Below are 17,291 nucleotides of genomic sequence, written 5' to 3'. Positions count from 1 at the left end.
ACTTCTCCTTCTGCCGATACTAAAGTACAGAACTATGAGCAGAAAAAAAAGCGATCTTACAATAATGACCCGTTTCCGCGGGATTTTCCTCCGGACTGTTATTCCGACGGCATTGGTGCTCACCATGGTAAGCACGCCGCTGACCGCCAGGGAGTACAGCATCGAAATAAACCCCATCGAGTATCTCAATGAGGAGTTTCAGTCGGGGGTTCAAATCCGTCCCGGCCTTTTTGAGAATGAAGCTCTGGCGCTGGGGGATCAGGAATATGTACCCGATTCACGCACAGAACTGCTGCTGAACTTTAATCGTGAACCGGCGTATGAACTGATGGAAGCGAACCAGGGCTATTCTGTTGAATCTTCCGCTGTGAGCATCCGCAGTGACCGTAAATACCGGGGAAGCGGTTCTGCAATGTTTATCCCCGGCGCAGGCCTGAAGCTCCGGGGAAGCGAAAACGGGCTGTTCGGGCCCGAACAGGTGTGGACTGATTTCAGCATGGAATTCTGGATGTACCCCGCCCACTTCCAGAATGGGCAGGAACTGTTTGCCTGGACTGGTACCAGCTGGATCAGCGGAAGGCCTGTACGGCAGGAATTATCAATCCGAAGCCGGGACGGCAAAATGTTGTGGGATCTGGAAAACTTTTTTATTAATCTCAGCGAAGATGAGGAGTTCGACGCCGTACTGAGACATCATTCTGCCCGCCTCATGAGCAGGTCGGAAATAGTGCCCCGAAGCTGGTCACACCACATGCTCCGATACGACAGCGGAACAGGAGTTCTTGAATACCTTGTGAACGGAGTGAGTGAAGCGGTGATGCATCTCAGCTCCCGGGATGGTGCCATGGGCAGTCCGCTGCTTCCCTATGTGGGAAAGGATTCCACCGGCGCCGTCGAGATCGGGGGGAATTACCACGGATTTCTGGATGACTTCCGCATCAGCCGTAACTGGGTGGAGCGACCATCACTGGAGGTGGCCAGGAATGAACCGGGCTATGCGGTAATCGGTCCCATCGATCTTGGGTATGATGCGGTGCGTCTCACATCCTTTCAACCCATGTACCGCACACCGGGAAATACGGAGATCAGATATTCAATTCTGCAGCGGGATGCTGCCAATCCCGTACTGGGCTCCGAGGCGGCAGATCCTTCACAATGGTCTTTGCTTCGCCCGGGGGATAATCCTTCCTCGGTGCTAGACGACAGCTTCGGAAGACATGTGTATCTCCGTCTGGATTTTCTGCCGGATGGTTCAGCTGATAACATTCCTCTTGTCCAGAACATCTCTCTGCAATATGAACAAGATCCCGCACCTCCCGCACCGGTGAATCTCAGGACATTTTCCGGCGATTCACATGTGGAATTAGCCTGGAATGATGTTGTGAGCGGAAATGTCCGGGGTTATCTGTTATACTACGGAGATAGTCCGGGTTCATATTTCGGTGAAGACAGCTCTCTTGGCCCGAGTCCTGTGGACTTGGGGAATGTCACCGAGGTTCAGGTTGACGGTCTATTGAACGGGAAAATGTATTACTTTCGAATCGCCAGCTATAACCGGTACAACAGCCCCGAAATAGGGTTGTACCGTGAGCGCAATCTCAGCCAGGAGGTGTTCGCGAGACCCTCGCGTGATTTCAGATGAAACGAGCCGTACTTGAAGAAATGATGGGCAGGGCGAAGCATGCTTTTACCCTTCAGGATTATGATACAGCAGAGAAACTCATCCTTGAAGTTGTTAAATCAGCGCCTAAATCCGCCGCGCCGCGGATATTGCTGGGAACAATATACGGAAGTCAGAAGCGCTACGAGGAAGCAGAACATTACTTCAATGAAGCCCTGGATATTCGGGAGGATCTTCCTGAAGGCTATAATAACCTCGGGGTTATCTACCGTATCCAGGGAAGGTATGATGAGGCCGAACATGCGCTGACCCGGGCTCTGGAGCTCAGTCCTGAACGGGGCGATATCTATTATAACCTGGGGAATATCCACAAAGAGCAGGGGAAAACCGTAGATGCGGTGGATGCCTACGAAAACGCCATCCGCCAAAGTCCTGACTTTATTCTGGCATACAATAACCTGGGAACTCTATACGAAAAGGCCGGTGATTACCAACAGGCCATATCCGTATACGATCGCGCCCTGGAAAAGGACAGCAATCATCCCACCATCCAGTACAATAAGGGGATATCCCTTCAGGCCCTTGAGCGCCATGATGAAGCTGAGCAATGCTTCCGTGCAGCCCTCACAAGCAGGCCCGGATGGACCGATGCCCTGAATAATCTGGGTATTTCCCTGCAGAAGCAGCACCGTCTGGATGAGTCCGGCGAATCCTTCAAGGAAATACTCCGGCTGGATCCCAATAACTTTACGGCTCAAAACAATCTGGCAACAACCTATATGGCCCAGGGATGGCAGGATCAGGCGCAGGATCTGTACCGGAAGGCTCTGGAAAAGAATCCCGCCTACTCCCGGGCGGCTGTGAATCTCAGTCACATAATCGGCAAGGCAGATCCTGGTGATTCCGGACTTGGCGAGCTGGAAAAACTGGTTTCTGCAAATCCCGATTCGCCGGAACTTGTCTACCAGTATGCGCTCAACTTAATGAAGGCGGGGAAATACCGGGATGCCGAAGAACAGTTCACCAAACTGTTGAAAAAGGATCCGGAGGAGCCTGATTATTACCGACAGATGGGTCTGCTCTATGAACTCATGGGGCAGCCGGATTCCAGCCGGAAAATGTTCAATACCCTCCTGGAAAAAGACCCCTCCGCCCAGGATTACATGATAGATCTGGCGGAGATTAAGGAGCGGCAGGACAAACACAGCGAAGCAATGAATCTGCTGAGGGATTATATCGACCTTTATCCTTCGGACTATTCCTCCCGAATGCTTCTCGCAGAATATGCCCTGAAGCACGGTGATGCGGATACGGCCCTCCAGACTCTGCACGAAATCAAGAAAGATTACCCGGAGGACGGGGCAGTACTGGCTCAACTGGCCAAGGCCTATCAGAAGCTGGGACATAAAACCGAGGCAATTGAAGCTGCGGTTGATCTGATAAATCTCCAGGGCAGCCGGGCCAATTCCGAGGATTTGAGCGCTCTCAACGAGAGTCTGTCGTTGTATGAACAGGCCGCAGGAGCCTTCGGTGATGAGCTGGGTGAAGCCTGGGCAAAAAATCTTGAGCGTCTGGGTGCCATCGGCAGTGAATCCGGGGAAGAAGCTCAGGAAGAACAGTACGACATGGAAATCACCGACGGGTATGAGGAAGATCTGGTGCCCATCCTGGACTTTGGTGATGAGAGCTTTTTTCTGGAGGAAGAAGACTCCGAGGATGACGAAGACTGGGAAGAAGAGGCCGAGGAGGTTGAGGAAGAGCTGGATGAGCTTGCACCCAGCCTGATGAATCTTGCCGGAGATGCTCCCGAAGCCTTTGCTCCCATGGAGCGTCCATCCAGTCCTGCTCCGTCGCCCTCTGCTCCGGCACAGCCGCAGCCTGATGCTCCGGCTCCCGCACCAGCCCAGCCTGCTCCTCAGCAGCAACCCCAGCCTGCGCCCCAACAGCCACCTCAGGCTCCGCCCCGCCGGCTCCGCCCCAGCCCCAATATCAACAGCCGCCGCCCATGCCGGCTCCCCAGCCTCAGGCTCCGCCTCCCCAGGCGCCCCAGCAGCCTCAGCAGGCACCTCAGCCCCAGGCTATGTCTCAGCAGCCTCCTGTGCCGCCTCAGCCTCAACAAGCTCCTCAGCCTCAGGCTCCGCCGCCCCAGGCGCCACAGCAGCCTCAACAAGCGCCCCAACCCCAGGCTCCGCCGCCTCAACAGCCGCCACAGCCTCAGCCTCCGAATCAACAGGCAGCGCCTCAGCCCACGCCCCACATGCCTCCGGTGAAGCAGCCCATGCCTCAACGCGAGCAGCCCCAAAGCCGGCCTGAACCTCATGATGAGTCCGGGGAACCGGATTCCGGTGAAGAGGCAGTTCCCGAATACCAGGATGATGATTTGTTTCCGGAGGATTCCCTGGACGATGCAGGATTTGAAGAAGCTGAAAGCGCTGAACCGGATGAAACCGGAGAAGAAGTCCGGGCCGGTGCGGATGAAGACCAGAATGAAACCCAGGATGATGAAGCAGACGAAGAATCCTTGTCAGAAGATGACTATTCAGACGATGGAGGCAGCCATCCTGAGATTCCCGAGGATCAGCTTCTTCCGGAAGATGAACAGGTAAGCCTGGAGGATGATGTTTTCGACGATGGTGAAGGCGATTCAGATGAAGATGAAGTGGATGAATTGGACCCGGATCTGCTGTCCGAAGAGCCGCTGGAAGCCGAGGAGCTGGGAGATCTGGATGAAGACGAGGATCTTGGTCCCCCTCTCAATCCATGGGCAGACGGAGGGATCCCCGGTGAAGAGGATATTCAGGACATTCCGGATCTCAGTGAGGAGTCGGATGATGAGGAAATTCCCGGTGAAGAAGAGGATACCGTCATCGACTACGGTCTTCCTGAAGAGCTGGAAGATATAGAGGCAGGAGGGGAAGAACCTTTCCCTGAAGCCGTGGAGAATGGCCCGGATGATGAAAATGATATTATTCACCCAGAACCGCAAAAATCCGGTGAGAATTCTCCTTCTGAAGCTCCTCGGCGATCTGCCGATCCTGAGGCTCAGGCTAAGATGCTGGATTATCTTTTGGGTCTGGTCAATCAGCTTCCTCCCGAACAGGCAGAACGGGCCAAAGTAGACCATCTGAATGAACGGGTCGGGCGTCTGAAGGATCGGTTGAGAAAGAGCTCTCAGGAGAACAGCCCCCCGTCATCCAGGCCCGCTGCTGCACAGGGGAATCAAAAATTTCCTGGGAAAAGTGCATCCCCATCCGGCGGCGCAGGAAAACCTTCCCCTCCCTCTTCCAATGGCAATCCCATGGGCAGGCTGATGGAAAGCCTGGCATTTGCGAAGGATTTATCCGAGGCAGTTTCTCCTGAGGAAGCTGAGCGTCTGCGGGAAAGGATGCGGGGCATCCGGGATAAGCTCAGAAGCATCAGCAAGCGGATGGGGTCGGAGTAATCTGAAATCCACAGGTTAAAAAAAGGCAGGATCCATTCCCTGGATTCCTGCCTTTTTTCATATGATGGCGTTTCGTAAGCGTAAATTTAAGCCTGTAAAATCGACTTCATTTCCAAGAGTTCGTCCTTAATGTTCCAGGGCAGTAATTCTTCCCATTTTCCAGAAAGGGCAATCTCTGGTGCACGGGTGAATACATGAACCAGATAGCCGTAGGGGTTCAAACCATTCTGTCTGGCAGTCTCGATGAGCGAGAACATGAAACAGGAGGATTCTGCCCCCTGTGGGCTCCCGCTGAATAGCCAGTTCTTGCGTCCAAGCACAAAAGGACGAATAGCATTTTCCGAACTGTTGTTGTCCGGGGTGAGCTGAGGATGTTCGAGATATTTCATGATCTTGTCCCACTGCGAGAGCGCATAACTTACTGCCTGACCAGTGGCACTGGTGGGGCGAATGCTCAGGGCTTTCTTGTCGAGCCATGCTTTGAAATCTTTGGCTACCGGTGCAATTCGTGCCTTGCGTTCAGAGATAAATTCTTCATCTAACAGATCAAGGCTACGCAGTTCTTTCTCTATACGGTAAAACTTGGCGATTTTCGAAACCGCCTCATGAGCGCTTCCGGCTTTCTTTGATGACTTGCCTGCTTCGAAGAATTTCCGGCGAATATGAGCCATACAGCCAACATGTACGATATCGTTCCGGTTCTTGAGAGCTGTTTCGTATCCAACATACCCGTCGGTTTGTAAGTAGCCTGAGAATTCTTTGAGGTAATTTTTTGCATAGTCTGACCCGCGGCTTCGGTGATATTCATAATCCACCACCTTTTTATCAGGCGGGCCTCCTCTTGCGAGCCACATATACGATTTACTGGTATTGGATTTTTCCTCTTCATTCATGACCTGGACGGTGGTTTCATCCATCTGAACGACCGATCCGGACAGAATCTGCGCTTTCATGAGGGTTTTAAAGGGTTTCAGTAGCTCGTACGCTTTCTGTTGCCAATTTGACATATCCTGCCGGCTGATTCTCGCTCCAACCCGTTCAAAGCGCTTTTCCTGCCGGTAAAAGGGTAGATGATCGACAAACTTGTTCTGAATAATGAATGCCAGAAGCTCCGGGGTGACAATACTCTTAGGGATGATGGACGGAGGAACCGGAGCAATACGGAACACCGGTTTGTCTTCGTCCCCGGAACCTTCACATTTACGGCAGGCATATTTGGGCCGTATATGCCGTTCGACGAAAAACTGTTCGGGGATGGTTTTCAGTTTTTCACTGACTTCTTCGTCGATTTTGGAGAGCTCATGACCGCATCCACAGTGCTTCTCGTCTTCCGGGATGTCGTGGATGACATCGACCCTCGGTAGGTCATCGGATAATGGTTTTCGCCCCCGTTTCTTTCGGGTATGAGACGTGACTGTTGTAACTGTGTCTGTGGCATCCGTATCATCTGCCGGTGTCGAGGCGACCTGCGACTCTTCAAACAGCATCGTCTGCAGTAGGTCAGAAGCGGACTCGCTGGTGCGGGCGAACTTTCGAAACCGGGCCAGTTTAAGTTGTTCCTGAAGGTCTTCGATTTCTAGTTCGCGCTCAGCAAGTCGGGAGTCCAGTGCGGTTATATGGGTCTTGACTGCGTCTGGTAACTGTTCAATCTCCGCTGCGCTCAACATGATCTAAATTCTAGCATGGACTCAGCAGTTGAGGGAAGTCATTTCAGTTACATTCGACATACTCAATTGCCTTATGGGCGTGCCAAAAATCAATGCCGTCCAGAATCATCTGTAGTTGGGCTGTGGTGATCTGCTTTGCCTGTTCCTCGGTGTCCGGCCAGGGAAAGCGGTCTTTTTCCAACCGCTTGAGCCACAGACAGAACCCGTTGCGGTCCCACCAGATACATTTGAGTAATCTCCGGTTCCGATTGCAGAACAGAAACAAGGATCCAGACATGGCCAAGTGGTTCATCTTCTGCTCGACAATTTCCGATAAACCGTTCACCTGCTTGCGCATATCAGTAACACCTGGACGGACATAAATATCCAGTTGGGACAGATCAGGAATCACCGGAATGCCGCCAAAACTGCTTGCAGACGTTCGGAGGAGATTCTATCCGGCACCATGATGCGAAACCTTCGATCAATCTCTATTACTATATCATTGGAAGAAGCCATGCGCCCCTTCGGTTCAATGTGGACCAGATCCCGATTTGGAGATTCACTGGTCATGGAATTCTTAACCCGCTTCATCCAGTAATGTAGCGTTGAAAGCTTGATTTCGTGATTTCGGCAGAACTCCTTTTGGGTTTGTCCACTTTCCCGCCATTGATCGGTGATAGCCTTCCATTTCTCTACTTTTTTATCCATAATTCCTCCATGTGGAAGAATTATTCCATCTAAAGCTCAGGTTGTGCAGGGCCTGGTAAATTGACGGTTACGGCGTTTCACATTTGCGTTTATCCGGGCGATTCTCTTGAATACCGGATCAACGAATCAATTGCTGAGCCCGGCGGGTTCAGCTTTTTCGGGTAATCACCGCAATATCCATGGCACCGGGACCGGCATGAGCCCCCAGTACCGGGGTGATGTCGTCCACGTATTCGGGAGACACACCCGTACGCCGGGTAATTTCCTCGGCCATTGCTTTGGCATGTTCTTCATCCTGGCCATGAACAATGGCAAAGTTCTGTATGCCCTTGGTTTCATGGAGTTCCTGAATCATGGCGAGAATTTTTTCGTCGCTTTGCCTGTAGCTGTACGCCTTCTGGCGGAAAAACGCCTTACCTTCATCATCCACCCCGATTATGGGCTTCAGATTAATCAGTTTGCCGATAAATCCTTTCAGGGGGCTTACCCGGCCTCCCCGCACGAAGTATTTCAGACTGCGGGCGCTGACAAAACTGTGGGTCCGGTCACGATTGCTGTGAATGTTTCTTACAACTTCCTCATGGCTCAGACCTTTTCCAATGTCCCTGGCCGCATTGAGGGCCAGCAGTCCCAGACCGGATGCGGTTTCACGGCTGTCCACAACGGAAATTTTGGCTCCGTCTATTGAATCAGCCGCCTGTTTGGCACTGTTATAGGTGCCGCTGAGGCCGGATGACATGCTGATGGATATCACCGATGTATAGTGACTTGTGAGATGATCGTAGAGTTTGCTGAAGGTCTTGATGTTCGGCTGACTTGTTGTGGGGTGGGCTTTTTCGCTGGAAAGAAGCTTGTAAAATTTCTGAGTCTTCAGCGTCAGTCCGTCCAGAAATTGCATGTCGCCGAAGTTAACCATCAGCGGAACTTCATAAATCTGATGTTCGTCAAGAACGGTATCCGGAAGATCGCAGGTTGAATCGATTACCAGGGCGATTTCAAATTTTCTTGCATGAACCATCTGATACTGCCTGTGCATGTCGTCGGCTTTCTGCTCCCGAATTTCACCAAAGTCCCGAAGGGTCTGGAAAATCTTATCCGGGTGATCCGTGTGGATGTGCACCCGGGCCATTTTTTTGCTGCCCGCAACAATCAGGCTGTCGCCGTAACTTCCCAGTCTGCTTCTGATGTTTTCAAGATCGATATTTTCTCCGGCCACATATCCTTCGGTACAATAGCGGAAGGTCAGATCCTCGTCCACATCAATCTCATCATGATGCTCGGCTTTCGCACTGAACCGGATTTCCGGGCGGGCGTCATCCTGGAGATGATCCACATGGGCGCCCTGCTCAATGAATTCCATGAACCCTTCAAGAAAGGCGGCAAATCCCTTGGCTCCTGCATCGATGACGTTGGCTTTTTTCAGCGCCTCAAGTTTGTCCTTGGTGGATGCCAGGCTTTTTTTCACAACCCTCATACCCACTTTCAACAGAGAGACGAAATCTTTGGCAGTGAGATGCTTCTCCTTCAGGGAGTCGCCGAAATCTTTCATGACGGTGAGCATGGTGCCTTCAACGGGGTTGCTGATTGCTCCGTATGCCGTTTTTGCCGCATGGGAAACGGCCGAGGAAAACTTTTCGATACTGAGATGTGTGGCATCCCCGATGTTCTCCGCCATTCCATTCACAAATTGTGCGAACAGAATTCCTGAGTTTCCCCGGGCACCGCTGAGGGCCGATTCGGCAAGGCTTTGCATGGTCTCACCGGCCGATTGTGATATTTGAGTCTGTTCAATGATGTTCTTTAAAGTAAAGGACAGATTCGAACCGGTATCGCCGTCGGGAACCGGATACACATTCATTTTATTCAGATCTTCCCGTTGGGCGATAACTGCTTGTCCGCCTGCAGCAAAGGCATAATATAATTGTCTTCCGGAAATTTCTTTCATGTGGACCTCCGTATGCCGTTTTAAAGTGTACTACGGCATCAGGTGAATGGCAATTTTTCTATAACTGATTGCGATTCAGGATTATACTTCAGCACATCGGCTTTGTACAGAAGCAGAAAACTCTCTTCATTCAACCTTTTTCCGATTTCATGCACTTCGCTGGTGGTATATACTTCACATGATATGAATATGCTGATGATAGTCGGGGTCATTGTGGTCGGTTACCTTGTGGGCAGTTTTCCCACAAGCGTAATAGCAGTACGGGTGCTCAAAGGTGCGGATATCCGGGATCTGGGCAGCGGCAATGCTGGAGCCACCAACACGGTGCGGGTGCTGGGTGCCAGATGGGGAATCATCGTGGGCCTGGTGGATCTGGCAAAGGGGTGGCTTGCCATCACCATCGCCAGAGCTGCTGGAATGCCGGATTATGTGCTTGTGCTCAGCGGTCTGGCAGCAGTGGCCGGACATGCGTTCCCTCTTTTTGCCCGCTTCAAGGGAGGCAAGGGAGTTGCCACAGGGGCAGGAATGGTGCTGGGGCTTTTTCCTCTGGCATTTCTGGTATGCCTGGGAGGGTTCCTTGGGGTGCTTTTTCTCAGCGGGATTGTGTCTATCTCCAGCATTACAGCGGCTATTCTTCTTCCCCCTTCGGTGTATTTTCTGGGGGGCGGAAAAGCGGCGTTTGAGACGGGAGATGCCGTTGGAATCGGAATTTGGCTGTTCTCCCTTGCCCTGGGAATTTTTGTGATAGTTCTTCACCGGAAAAATATCCGCCGCCTGATCAAGGGAGAGGAGCGGAGATTTGAAAAGATCAGCATCCTGCACCGGCTGAATGCAGCCCGTAAACGCTCCGCTTCCCGGGATGATCAAAAGGACTCATCGGCTGACTAGCATTTTGGAAAATATCCCCGAAGGATATTATCCGGGGGCGGAATTCCTTCTGGCAATCCCGGCCCGCGGGTTATACAATAGTATATATGACCGCGGATAAGTTGGGCCTTCCAACCATTATCGTACCATATCCCGGACCTTCCAGCGAATGGGGTGTCCAGGATATTTTCGTGTACCTGAGACCGGAAACCAACGGAGTGCTTGTTGAGAGCACGATGCTGAAGGTGATTAAGTCCGCAGAAGAGTACTCATCGGCTATGAAGCTGGTGTACATGGCCAACTTTCCCGGTGAGTTTATTCTGAAAAACAACATCATCGAGCAGTATTATGCCCTGAAGCTGCATTTCGCCGTGATGGGCCGACGAGCCTTCACTCCCTCAATGATTAATCGTTTTAATCGCTATTTTCATAAGGATTTTCAGGACTGCGAAGTCCTGGGTGCATTCAATGCCATTCACCATCTTCACATGGAGCCTGAAGAACTTTTCCATACCTGGGTTGCCGAAGAAGATATCGCGGTAATCGAGGGACAGACGGTGAAGAAAATTGATGATATTTTTGTGGTGAATTACGATATTCCCGCTCTTCTGCACAAGAACAACAAAGAAACCGATATTGCAGTAATGGTCTTCCGCACCAAACTGGGCTATTCCCATGTGCGGGGATTGGTGCGCACCATGCATCGGGCCCTGGTGGACGGCGGAATTATCAATCCGAAATTCGACCCCTCCCGGGCCTTTCATTATTCCAAGGGACCCTTTGAGCAGATCATGGACGGTATCGGGTATTTATTCACCCAAAACCGCGAGAAAATCGGGATCGAGGATTTCACATTCGGAAATTATCTCATCAACAGGGGAATTGACCGGGATCTGATATGCGGCAGTCTGATGAACCCTGTGGTGGGAATAGAGGATGATGACGGCAAGATTCGGGAAGTAAACCTGCTTCAGCACACTTCGGGCATGGATTACTCCGAGGCATATTCCGCATTAAAGCGGGTCCGCTACCAGACGATATTCATCCATCACGGACCACTGCTTCAATCAATTTGCCCCTGTTTTGATGACCGTTAGCAGTGCCCGTGGGTTCTCTGAATGGGGGGCTCTGTGTGATGAGGGGCTCTATGTGATGGGGGGATATCCGACTTCAGCCTGTCTCGGGCCGGGCGCTGTGGAACCCGGCTGCCGTGAAAGGCTGTGAACTTACTGGCGGATGGAGACTTCAGACATTATCGCAAGACCGTTTATCTGCACGACTCTGCCCGGTTGTGGAACCGGAAGGTCCCGTCTATGGCGTTTTTTCAGCCCTTTGTGATTCACTTCGCCCAGAATAGGGGCCACATTTGTTTCCAGAACCACCCCTTCAGGAAGGATTATCACCACTTCGGCCATCATGCTGTAAATCTGAATTCGGGTGACTTCCGGCAGGGCAACATCTCTGAGATCACAGGTTACTGAACTCATAAAGGATTGAACCAATACGGTATCCTTCCTCAACCAGTTTCCCTGCAGCTCCCGTGAACCAAGAACCGCCAGTACTCTCTGACTGTCTCTGCCGGAGCTGATGTCCAGCCCGGTTTCTCCCTGGGAAGGTCCGGGATTGCGGGATGTATCGATCTGAAGGTCAGATACCACATCGTTAAGCTGCACCGGGGAGTTGGCTTCGTTGGCTTTCTCCACTCTAAGCTCATATTCCTCGGTGGTGAGTACATCCCGGGAGAACAGTTCCGTGAGGTAATTGATTATACGGTCTCTGTGCTCGTCTAATTGTGAATCCATGAAAATATCCCCTTAAAAACGTTCTATAATGAAAGCATGGAAGATGACAGAACAATATTAATACATTTTCTTGAGGATGTGATCCCCTTTCGCTTTTTGCCCGGAAAAAAGCTGCTGGAACTCAGTGAAAAAATGGTTCCGGTGGCAGGAAGTGCCGGAGGAATTCTTTCTCTGGCGGGTGACGGCGGGATCAGACCGGAGTCGGCATCCGAACCGGGAATCGTATTTGTTCTCAAAGGATCCCTGCAGCTCCTGGAACAACGGGAGGATGGAACCCTGGAAATCAGGGACAGGCTGGGGAGCGGACGTTTCCTGGGAGAATGGGAGCTGCTGTTCGGGGGCACTCGGGGCTATAGTCTGCGCCTGGAAAATGACTGTTCCCTCTGCTTCCTGGACGGATCGGAATTTCTTTCCCTCATACGGGAGTATCCTCCCTTTGCCAGGGGGCTTTCCTCTCTCCTTAGAGACAGACAGGGAGTGTTTCAGGCCTTTGACCGTTTCCGGGCGGAGCTCAGCAGGGGAATAGCCTTCGGGCATGTGGATCTTGAGGATCTGCTGCCCCTCTATGGAGATTTAAATCCGGCCCTGCATCCCGGAGCGTCTGATGCGGACGAACCGGATCCCGCCGCCCTTCAGTATGCGGTGAAACGCCTTCCCAATAACATAACCCGGACTTTTGCCTTTCTTCTCAGGGATGAGCTCCCCGAGGAATTCTCCCCTCCTGACCGGTTTTTCCAGCCCCAGCCCAGTCCCGGGCGCCGGCGGGCGGTCTGGGAGATGCTTCCAGGGAAGAACCTGGTATTGCTGCGAAGCGGTCTCAGTGATATTACCGACCTGATTACCCTCATGTGTCTGTACGCCACGGAAGCCAGGAAGCTCCGCAAGCATATGTACGCAGTATCTGCCTTCGGATATCTGAAAACCTGGCTGGAACAGCCCGGGACGGTGGACAAAAAAGGTGTGGAGAACCGGCAGCAGGCGGAACAGCTGCTTGCCCGTCTTGGTTTCAATGCCGATATGGCCGGGAAACTTCTATCGGTGTGGCCGGGACACAGTATTCAGCGTCTCTATGAGATCGCCGTCCACCGTGAGATGTTCAGCATCGATATCCGAAGGCAGCGAAACAGTTACAACAGCAGGCGTACCGAATCCTGGACCTCCCAGATCAGGAGGGCGGCGGAAAAACTGATCGGAGCCTCCCCCAACGATCTTGACGATGATTACCCGGTTCATATTGTGAGCAGCAACACCCACTCGTTGACGAACTGTCTGAATCCATGGTTCAGGGAACAGGGGGAGCGCATTATTCAGTGGGCTGAAAGCTCGGGACATCCGGTATGCGGCTATCGCTGGAAGAATCGCCAGGATATGATGTACGCCCTGGGCAGGGACTTTCTTCAGGAACATCCTGAGGAACGGGATGCCTTTGAGCTGAGGGCGAGGGAGGCGGGAATTGTCCGGCTGGAAAAAACCTTGGCCACAGGAATAGAGGTTCAGCTGATAGACGGTGCCAAGGCCCGGGGCAGGGGGATGGACAGTCTGCTGCCCGAATCCGCTTCTTCCGATCCCTGTCTTATTGTGAATATCGATTATGCATTCGGAGAGCAGGCTGAGCATATCCTGAGAAATCTGATTCTTCTGTTTCACAGAAATATCCGCAGTGTGAATTTTCTTGGAAAGGCGGGAGCATTGGCGGGCCGGCGCGGTGATATTCTCATACCCACCAGTTTCATTCACCAGCAGGGAGATGAGCTCCAGGCGCCTATTCCCCCGGACCGGCTGCAGCTCCAGAGGCTGGAAGCAGCGATCGGCGCGGAGCGGGTACACCCCGGCCCCATGGTCACCGTTGAAGGCACCCTGCTTCAGAACCGGATGATGCTGAATTATTACCGTCATCTGTGGTCCGCCGTGGGAATAGAAATGGAGGGAAGTTTTTATCATCATGAAGTGGTTGAAGCCCAGCACAGCGGACTTCTTCCAAAAGACATGCCCCAGAGATATTTCTATTATGTTTCAGATCTTCCGTTGGGTACCGGTCACAACCTTTCCACCCCCATGGCTGCGGCAGAGGGAGTCCCTCCGCTGTATGCGGTGACCAGAGAAGTTCTCAGAGGAATTTGGGAAGATCAGTGACTGATCACCCGGAAACGGAGTTCTTCTGAGAAATCCTCTTTCAGAGAATTCCAGTGAGTATCCGGTAGAGGTCAAGGCTGCTGCTGTTTGGCGGAAGGATGTGCCGGGGGGGATTGGCTGTAGAGTTCGCTTCCCCGGTACCCAGTTGGATAAGCACCGGAAAAGATTCTTCCGAGTGCACCGATTCGCTGATCTTATCTGCAACATCCCGGTTGTGAACCATTTCCGGATAGCTGTCCAGAAGAATTACATCAAATGTATTCAGCTCCAAAAGAGAGGCCACTTCAGATCCGTCGTGGCTGGAAACCACCATATGACCGTCTTCGCCAAGACTTGAAAGCAGACCCTGCCATGAGCTTCCACGGCTGATCCCTGCAAGAATACGGAGGTTTTTCAGCCGGTTCTGCCGTGCTTCAAGGATCTTCAGATTTGAGTCTCCGGTGAACCGGGTGAGAGGAATGGTGAAAAAGAAACTGGTCCCGATGTTCCTAGCAGTTTCAAAGTAGATCTGGCCCCGCATGAGGCGGGTGAGCCGCTTGGCAATGGGGAGGCCTACTCCTGTGCCGTGTTCCTTCTCACTGTATATGCCTTCCCACAGTTCATGATGTATTCGCGGAGGGATGCCGGGACCGGTGTCACGGACTTCTATGCTGATTTCCGAAAGATAGTCGCTGAGTTCATCCTCTCTGAGGATAATATCAACCTGTCCCTCCCCGGTGTATTCCAGTGCATTGGTTATCAAAATATTCAGAACCTGGCGGATCCGCCGTTCATCTCCCTGGAACATCCCTTCAGTACTCATGTTCTTCCTGACATAGAATCCCAGTCCACGTTTCTCGGCCAGGGGACGGTTCAGCTGCTCAAGCTCGTCCAGAACTTCCAGCAAAGAAAACGGCCGTGAACGAAGCTCAAGCTTGTTCTCATCCATGAGAGACAGGTCAAGAAGATCGTTCACAATAGTTCCCAGGTTTTTGCTGATACTGCCGATTGTCTGACTGAGGTCTTCCGCAGCATTGAGCCGTTCTTCCTGAACCGCTTCTCTGAGCAGATCACTGATTTGTGAGAGGTCCTTCAGGGGGCTTTGAATCTCATGGCTGATCTGTCCCAGGAAAACAGACTGCTGTTTGCGGGCTTTTTCAGCCTGATTCCGGGCCAGCAGGAGTGCGTCCTGGTTGCGCCGACTCTCGCTCACATTCACGCCGGAACTGAGAATCAGTCTTTGCTCACCGGATGCCTGAGCCTTGCCCGGCGGCGGGCTGATGCAGACGGAGTTCAATCGGAGCCACAGAGGGGAATCATCGTCATGTCCCATGCGGAGGTCTTTCAGTTCCGCATGGCTGCGGCTGACACATTCCACAAGATGAGCTTCAAAACGGAGGCGTTGATCCCGGTGAATGGCAGTGAGGAAACTGCTTTCACCGGTTTCAAGTCGAATACCCGGGATGGCGCGAAGCATATCTTCTCCAGCCTGATTAATCATCAAAACTTCACCTTGAGGATTAAATACAAAAGAGGGAAGGGGATGAGATTGAAACAACTCCCGTATCAGGTTTTGTGAAGAGATATCCATAGCCATTCTAGTATAACCCATGCGGAGGGGGAATGTTACGAGCTGAGAATGAAATCCAGGAAATCCGGATATTCATGAAACACCGGTATTTCCGGGTGCTCCCGGGTGATTTGCTCCGGAGGCAGAAAGAATGCTCCCTTATCGGCATGCAGAATCATATTCAAATCATTGTATGAATCCCCGGCGGCAAGAACCTTCAGATTCATGCTCTGAAAAGCTCGTACTGCGTTGAGTTTTCCGTTTTCCTGACGGAGGTGGAAATTCTTCACTTCACCGGTTGAGTCGATTTCAAGGTCGTTGCAGAAGAGCGTGGGCCAATCCAGCTGCTTCATCAGGGGTTTGGCGAACTGATTGAATGTGTCGGAAAGGATAATTACCTGCCGCTCCTGTCTCAGTTTTTCCAGGAAATCCGCCGCCCCGGGAAGGGGCTCCAAATGTGAGATGACATCCTGAATGTCCGAGATTCCCAGACCATGACGGCGGAGAATTTCAAGTCTGCCGGCCATGAGTTTGTTGTAATCCGGTTCGTCCCGGGTTGTTCGTTTCAGTTCGGAAATTCCGCTGCGTTCTGCGAGGTTGAGCCAGATTTCCGGTATGAGGACCCCTTCGAGGTCAAGGCAGACTACGTCCATGCTGTATATTCTCCCTGGGTTTTGAATGGATATATATCATCAACAAGGTGCCCCCTGCAATAAGCAGCATTGACGGGTAGAACAGAGGTTCGGGCAGTTCACCGAACACGACCCATGCGATAAGCCCGGCCCAGATGAATTGGCTGAGCTGCCCTACGCCCACAATCTGACTGGGGATGCTCCGCATGGCCCGGTTAATGAGATTGTGTCCTAAAATGGTGGAGACCAGGCTGAGCCCCATGACCGGAATGATTTCCACCGGCCCCCTGCCTCCCATGGGGTTGTGCCCCATTACTGCACTGCCCAGGAACGCCACAATTCCCCCGAAAAAATACACTCCGCTGATGTAATACCAGAACGGAAGAGCCCGGTTTTTCCGGGAGAGGGCAAGGTAGACTGTCATGAACAGCATGGACACAAAGGAGAATATATCTCCCAGCAGATGATCCGTTCCCAGGGAAATATCTCCCAGAGTTAACAGAAGCGCACCGCTCAGCGCCACTGCCGTTGCCAGCAGTTCCGGTAACGACGGTCTTTCCCGGGTGAGAACAAATATCACCAGGGGCATAAATACCGGTGTCATGTTTACGAACAGGGTTGCGTTCGCCGCCAGGGTCATCCGGGCTCCGGTATTCCAGAAAATGAAATGAAGACCCAGCATAATTCCGGGAAACAGGCTGCGGCGCACCAGAAACAGCAGCAGGTTTACCGCGCTGCAGCCCTGAATGGTTCCGTTCTCCCCATCCGCTGCTCCCAGCTTTTTCAGATCCCGGAAAAACCAGGGCGACATGATGATTACCGTGAAAAAAAGACGGTATGCCGCCAGATACCCCGGAGAAAGCTGAGACGCCTTAATAAAAAAAATGGAAATGGCCGCAGCAAGCTGCCCCAGCAGCATGAGCAGCACGTCTGCTGTCATGAA

General features: G+C 52.3%; 14 protein-coding genes. 6 read left to right on the top strand and 8 right to left on the bottom strand.

Annotation, left to right across the window (positions count from 1 at the left end; all coding sequences use genetic code 11):
- Window positions 1-34 precede the first annotated feature (34 nt).
- From L21SP2_RS15450 to L21SP2_RS15440, 3 genes are read left to right on the top strand one after another with little or no spacing between them, the layout of a single operon-like run.
- Window positions 35-1,642: a LamG-like jellyroll fold domain-containing protein gene (locus L21SP2_RS15450; RefSeq protein WP_024269517.1), complete on the top strand. Its 1,608-nt coding sequence runs from the start codon at window positions 35-37 to the stop codon at window positions 1,640-1,642.
- The gene (locus L21SP2_RS19105) at window positions 1,639-3,891 is read left to right on the top strand and encodes a tetratricopeptide repeat protein (protein WP_024269516.1); all 2,253 of its coding nucleotides are present in this window, start codon (window positions 1,639-1,641) and stop codon (window positions 3,889-3,891) included. Before L21SP2_RS15450 ends, L21SP2_RS19105 begins: the two co-directional genes overlap by 4 nt.
- 8 nt (window positions 3,892-3,899) lie before the next feature.
- A complete protein-coding gene (locus L21SP2_RS15440) occupies window positions 3,900-5,063 on the top strand; it encodes a putative sodium/potassium/calcium exchanger (protein WP_144083033.1) in 1,164 nt (387 codons plus the stop codon).
- An 86-nt stretch (window positions 5,064-5,149) separates the two neighbouring features.
- On the opposite strand, the gene tnpC is transcribed toward L21SP2_RS15440, so the two are convergent.
- The 4 genes from tnpC to L21SP2_RS15420 form a co-directional block, all read right to left on the bottom strand.
- Window positions 5,150-6,730: an IS66 family transposase gene (gene tnpC / locus L21SP2_RS15435; RefSeq protein ID WP_024267364.1), complete on the bottom strand. Its 1,581-nt coding sequence runs from the start codon at window positions 6,728-6,730 to the stop codon at window positions 5,150-5,152.
- 43 nt (window positions 6,731-6,773) lie between these two features.
- A complete protein-coding gene (tnpB, locus tag L21SP2_RS15430) occupies window positions 6,774-7,121 on the bottom strand; it encodes an IS66 family insertion sequence element accessory protein TnpB (RefSeq protein ID WP_024267363.1) in 348 nt (115 codons plus the stop codon).
- Window positions 7,118-7,420, bottom strand: a complete 303-nt coding sequence (gene tnpA, locus L21SP2_RS15425; RefSeq protein WP_024267362.1) for an IS66 family insertion sequence element accessory protein TnpA — start codon at window positions 7,418-7,420, stop codon at window positions 7,118-7,120. Before tnpA ends, tnpB begins: the two co-directional genes overlap by 4 nt.
- Before the next feature lie 148 nt (window positions 7,421-7,568).
- Entirely contained in the window at window positions 7,569-9,365 is a 1,797-nt protein-coding gene (locus L21SP2_RS15420) for a DAK2 domain-containing protein (RefSeq protein WP_024269514.1), read from the bottom strand.
- 189 nt (window positions 9,366-9,554) lie between these two features.
- Between L21SP2_RS15420 and plsY the strand changes: the two genes are divergently transcribed.
- Both plsY and L21SP2_RS15410 read left to right on the top strand, forming a co-directional pair.
- Window positions 9,555-10,253: a glycerol-3-phosphate 1-O-acyltransferase PlsY gene (gene plsY, locus L21SP2_RS15415; protein ID WP_024269512.1), complete on the top strand. Its 699-nt coding sequence runs from the start codon at window positions 9,555-9,557 to the stop codon at window positions 10,251-10,253.
- 86 nt (window positions 10,254-10,339) lie between these two features.
- Window positions 10,340-11,329 (top strand): hypothetical protein, encoded by a 990-nt coding sequence (locus L21SP2_RS15410; RefSeq protein ID WP_053335725.1) that lies wholly within the window; start codon window positions 10,340-10,342, stop codon window positions 11,327-11,329.
- Window positions 11,330-11,458: 129 nt separating this feature from the next.
- Here L21SP2_RS15410 and L21SP2_RS15405 read toward each other — a convergent pair whose 3' ends face one another.
- Window positions 11,459-12,034, bottom strand: a complete 576-nt coding sequence (locus L21SP2_RS15405; protein WP_024269510.1) for a DUF1707 domain-containing protein — start codon at window positions 12,032-12,034, stop codon at window positions 11,459-11,461.
- 36 nt (window positions 12,035-12,070) lie between these two features.
- Here L21SP2_RS15405 and L21SP2_RS15400 point away from each other — a divergent pair, with 36 nt between their 5' ends.
- Entirely contained in the window at window positions 12,071-14,167 is a 2,097-nt protein-coding gene (locus L21SP2_RS15400; RefSeq protein ID WP_024269509.1) for a DUF6909 family protein, read from the top strand.
- Window positions 14,168-14,207: 40 nt separating this feature from the next.
- Here the strand turns inward: L21SP2_RS15400 and L21SP2_RS18635 are convergent, their stop codons facing one another.
- The 3 genes from L21SP2_RS18635 to L21SP2_RS15385 all read right to left on the bottom strand — a co-directional run bounded on the left by L21SP2_RS18635 (window position 14,208) and on the right by L21SP2_RS15385 (window position 17,288).
- On the bottom strand, window positions 14,208-15,647 hold the full coding sequence (locus L21SP2_RS18635; protein WP_041401726.1) for a sensor histidine kinase: 1,440 nt from the start codon (window positions 15,645-15,647) through the stop codon (window positions 14,208-14,210).
- A gap of 125 nt (window positions 15,648-15,772) precedes the next feature.
- Window positions 15,773-16,369: a bifunctional phosphoserine phosphatase/homoserine phosphotransferase ThrH gene (gene thrH, locus L21SP2_RS15390; RefSeq protein WP_024269507.1), complete on the bottom strand. Its 597-nt coding sequence runs from the start codon at window positions 16,367-16,369 to the stop codon at window positions 15,773-15,775.
- Window positions 16,350-17,288 (bottom strand): DMT family transporter, encoded by a 939-nt coding sequence (locus L21SP2_RS15385; RefSeq protein ID WP_041401724.1) that lies wholly within the window; start codon window positions 17,286-17,288, stop codon window positions 16,350-16,352. Before L21SP2_RS15385 ends, thrH begins: the two co-directional genes overlap by 20 nt.
- Window positions 17,289-17,291: the final 3 nt, after the last annotated feature.

The organism is Salinispira pacifica, assembly GCF_000507245.1.
Classification (GTDB): Bacteria; Spirochaetota; Spirochaetia; order DSM-27196; family Salinispiraceae; genus Salinispira; species Salinispira pacifica.
The sequence above is the reverse complement of the archived record's forward strand: the minus strand, read 5'-3'. Positions and strand labels throughout refer to the sequence as shown.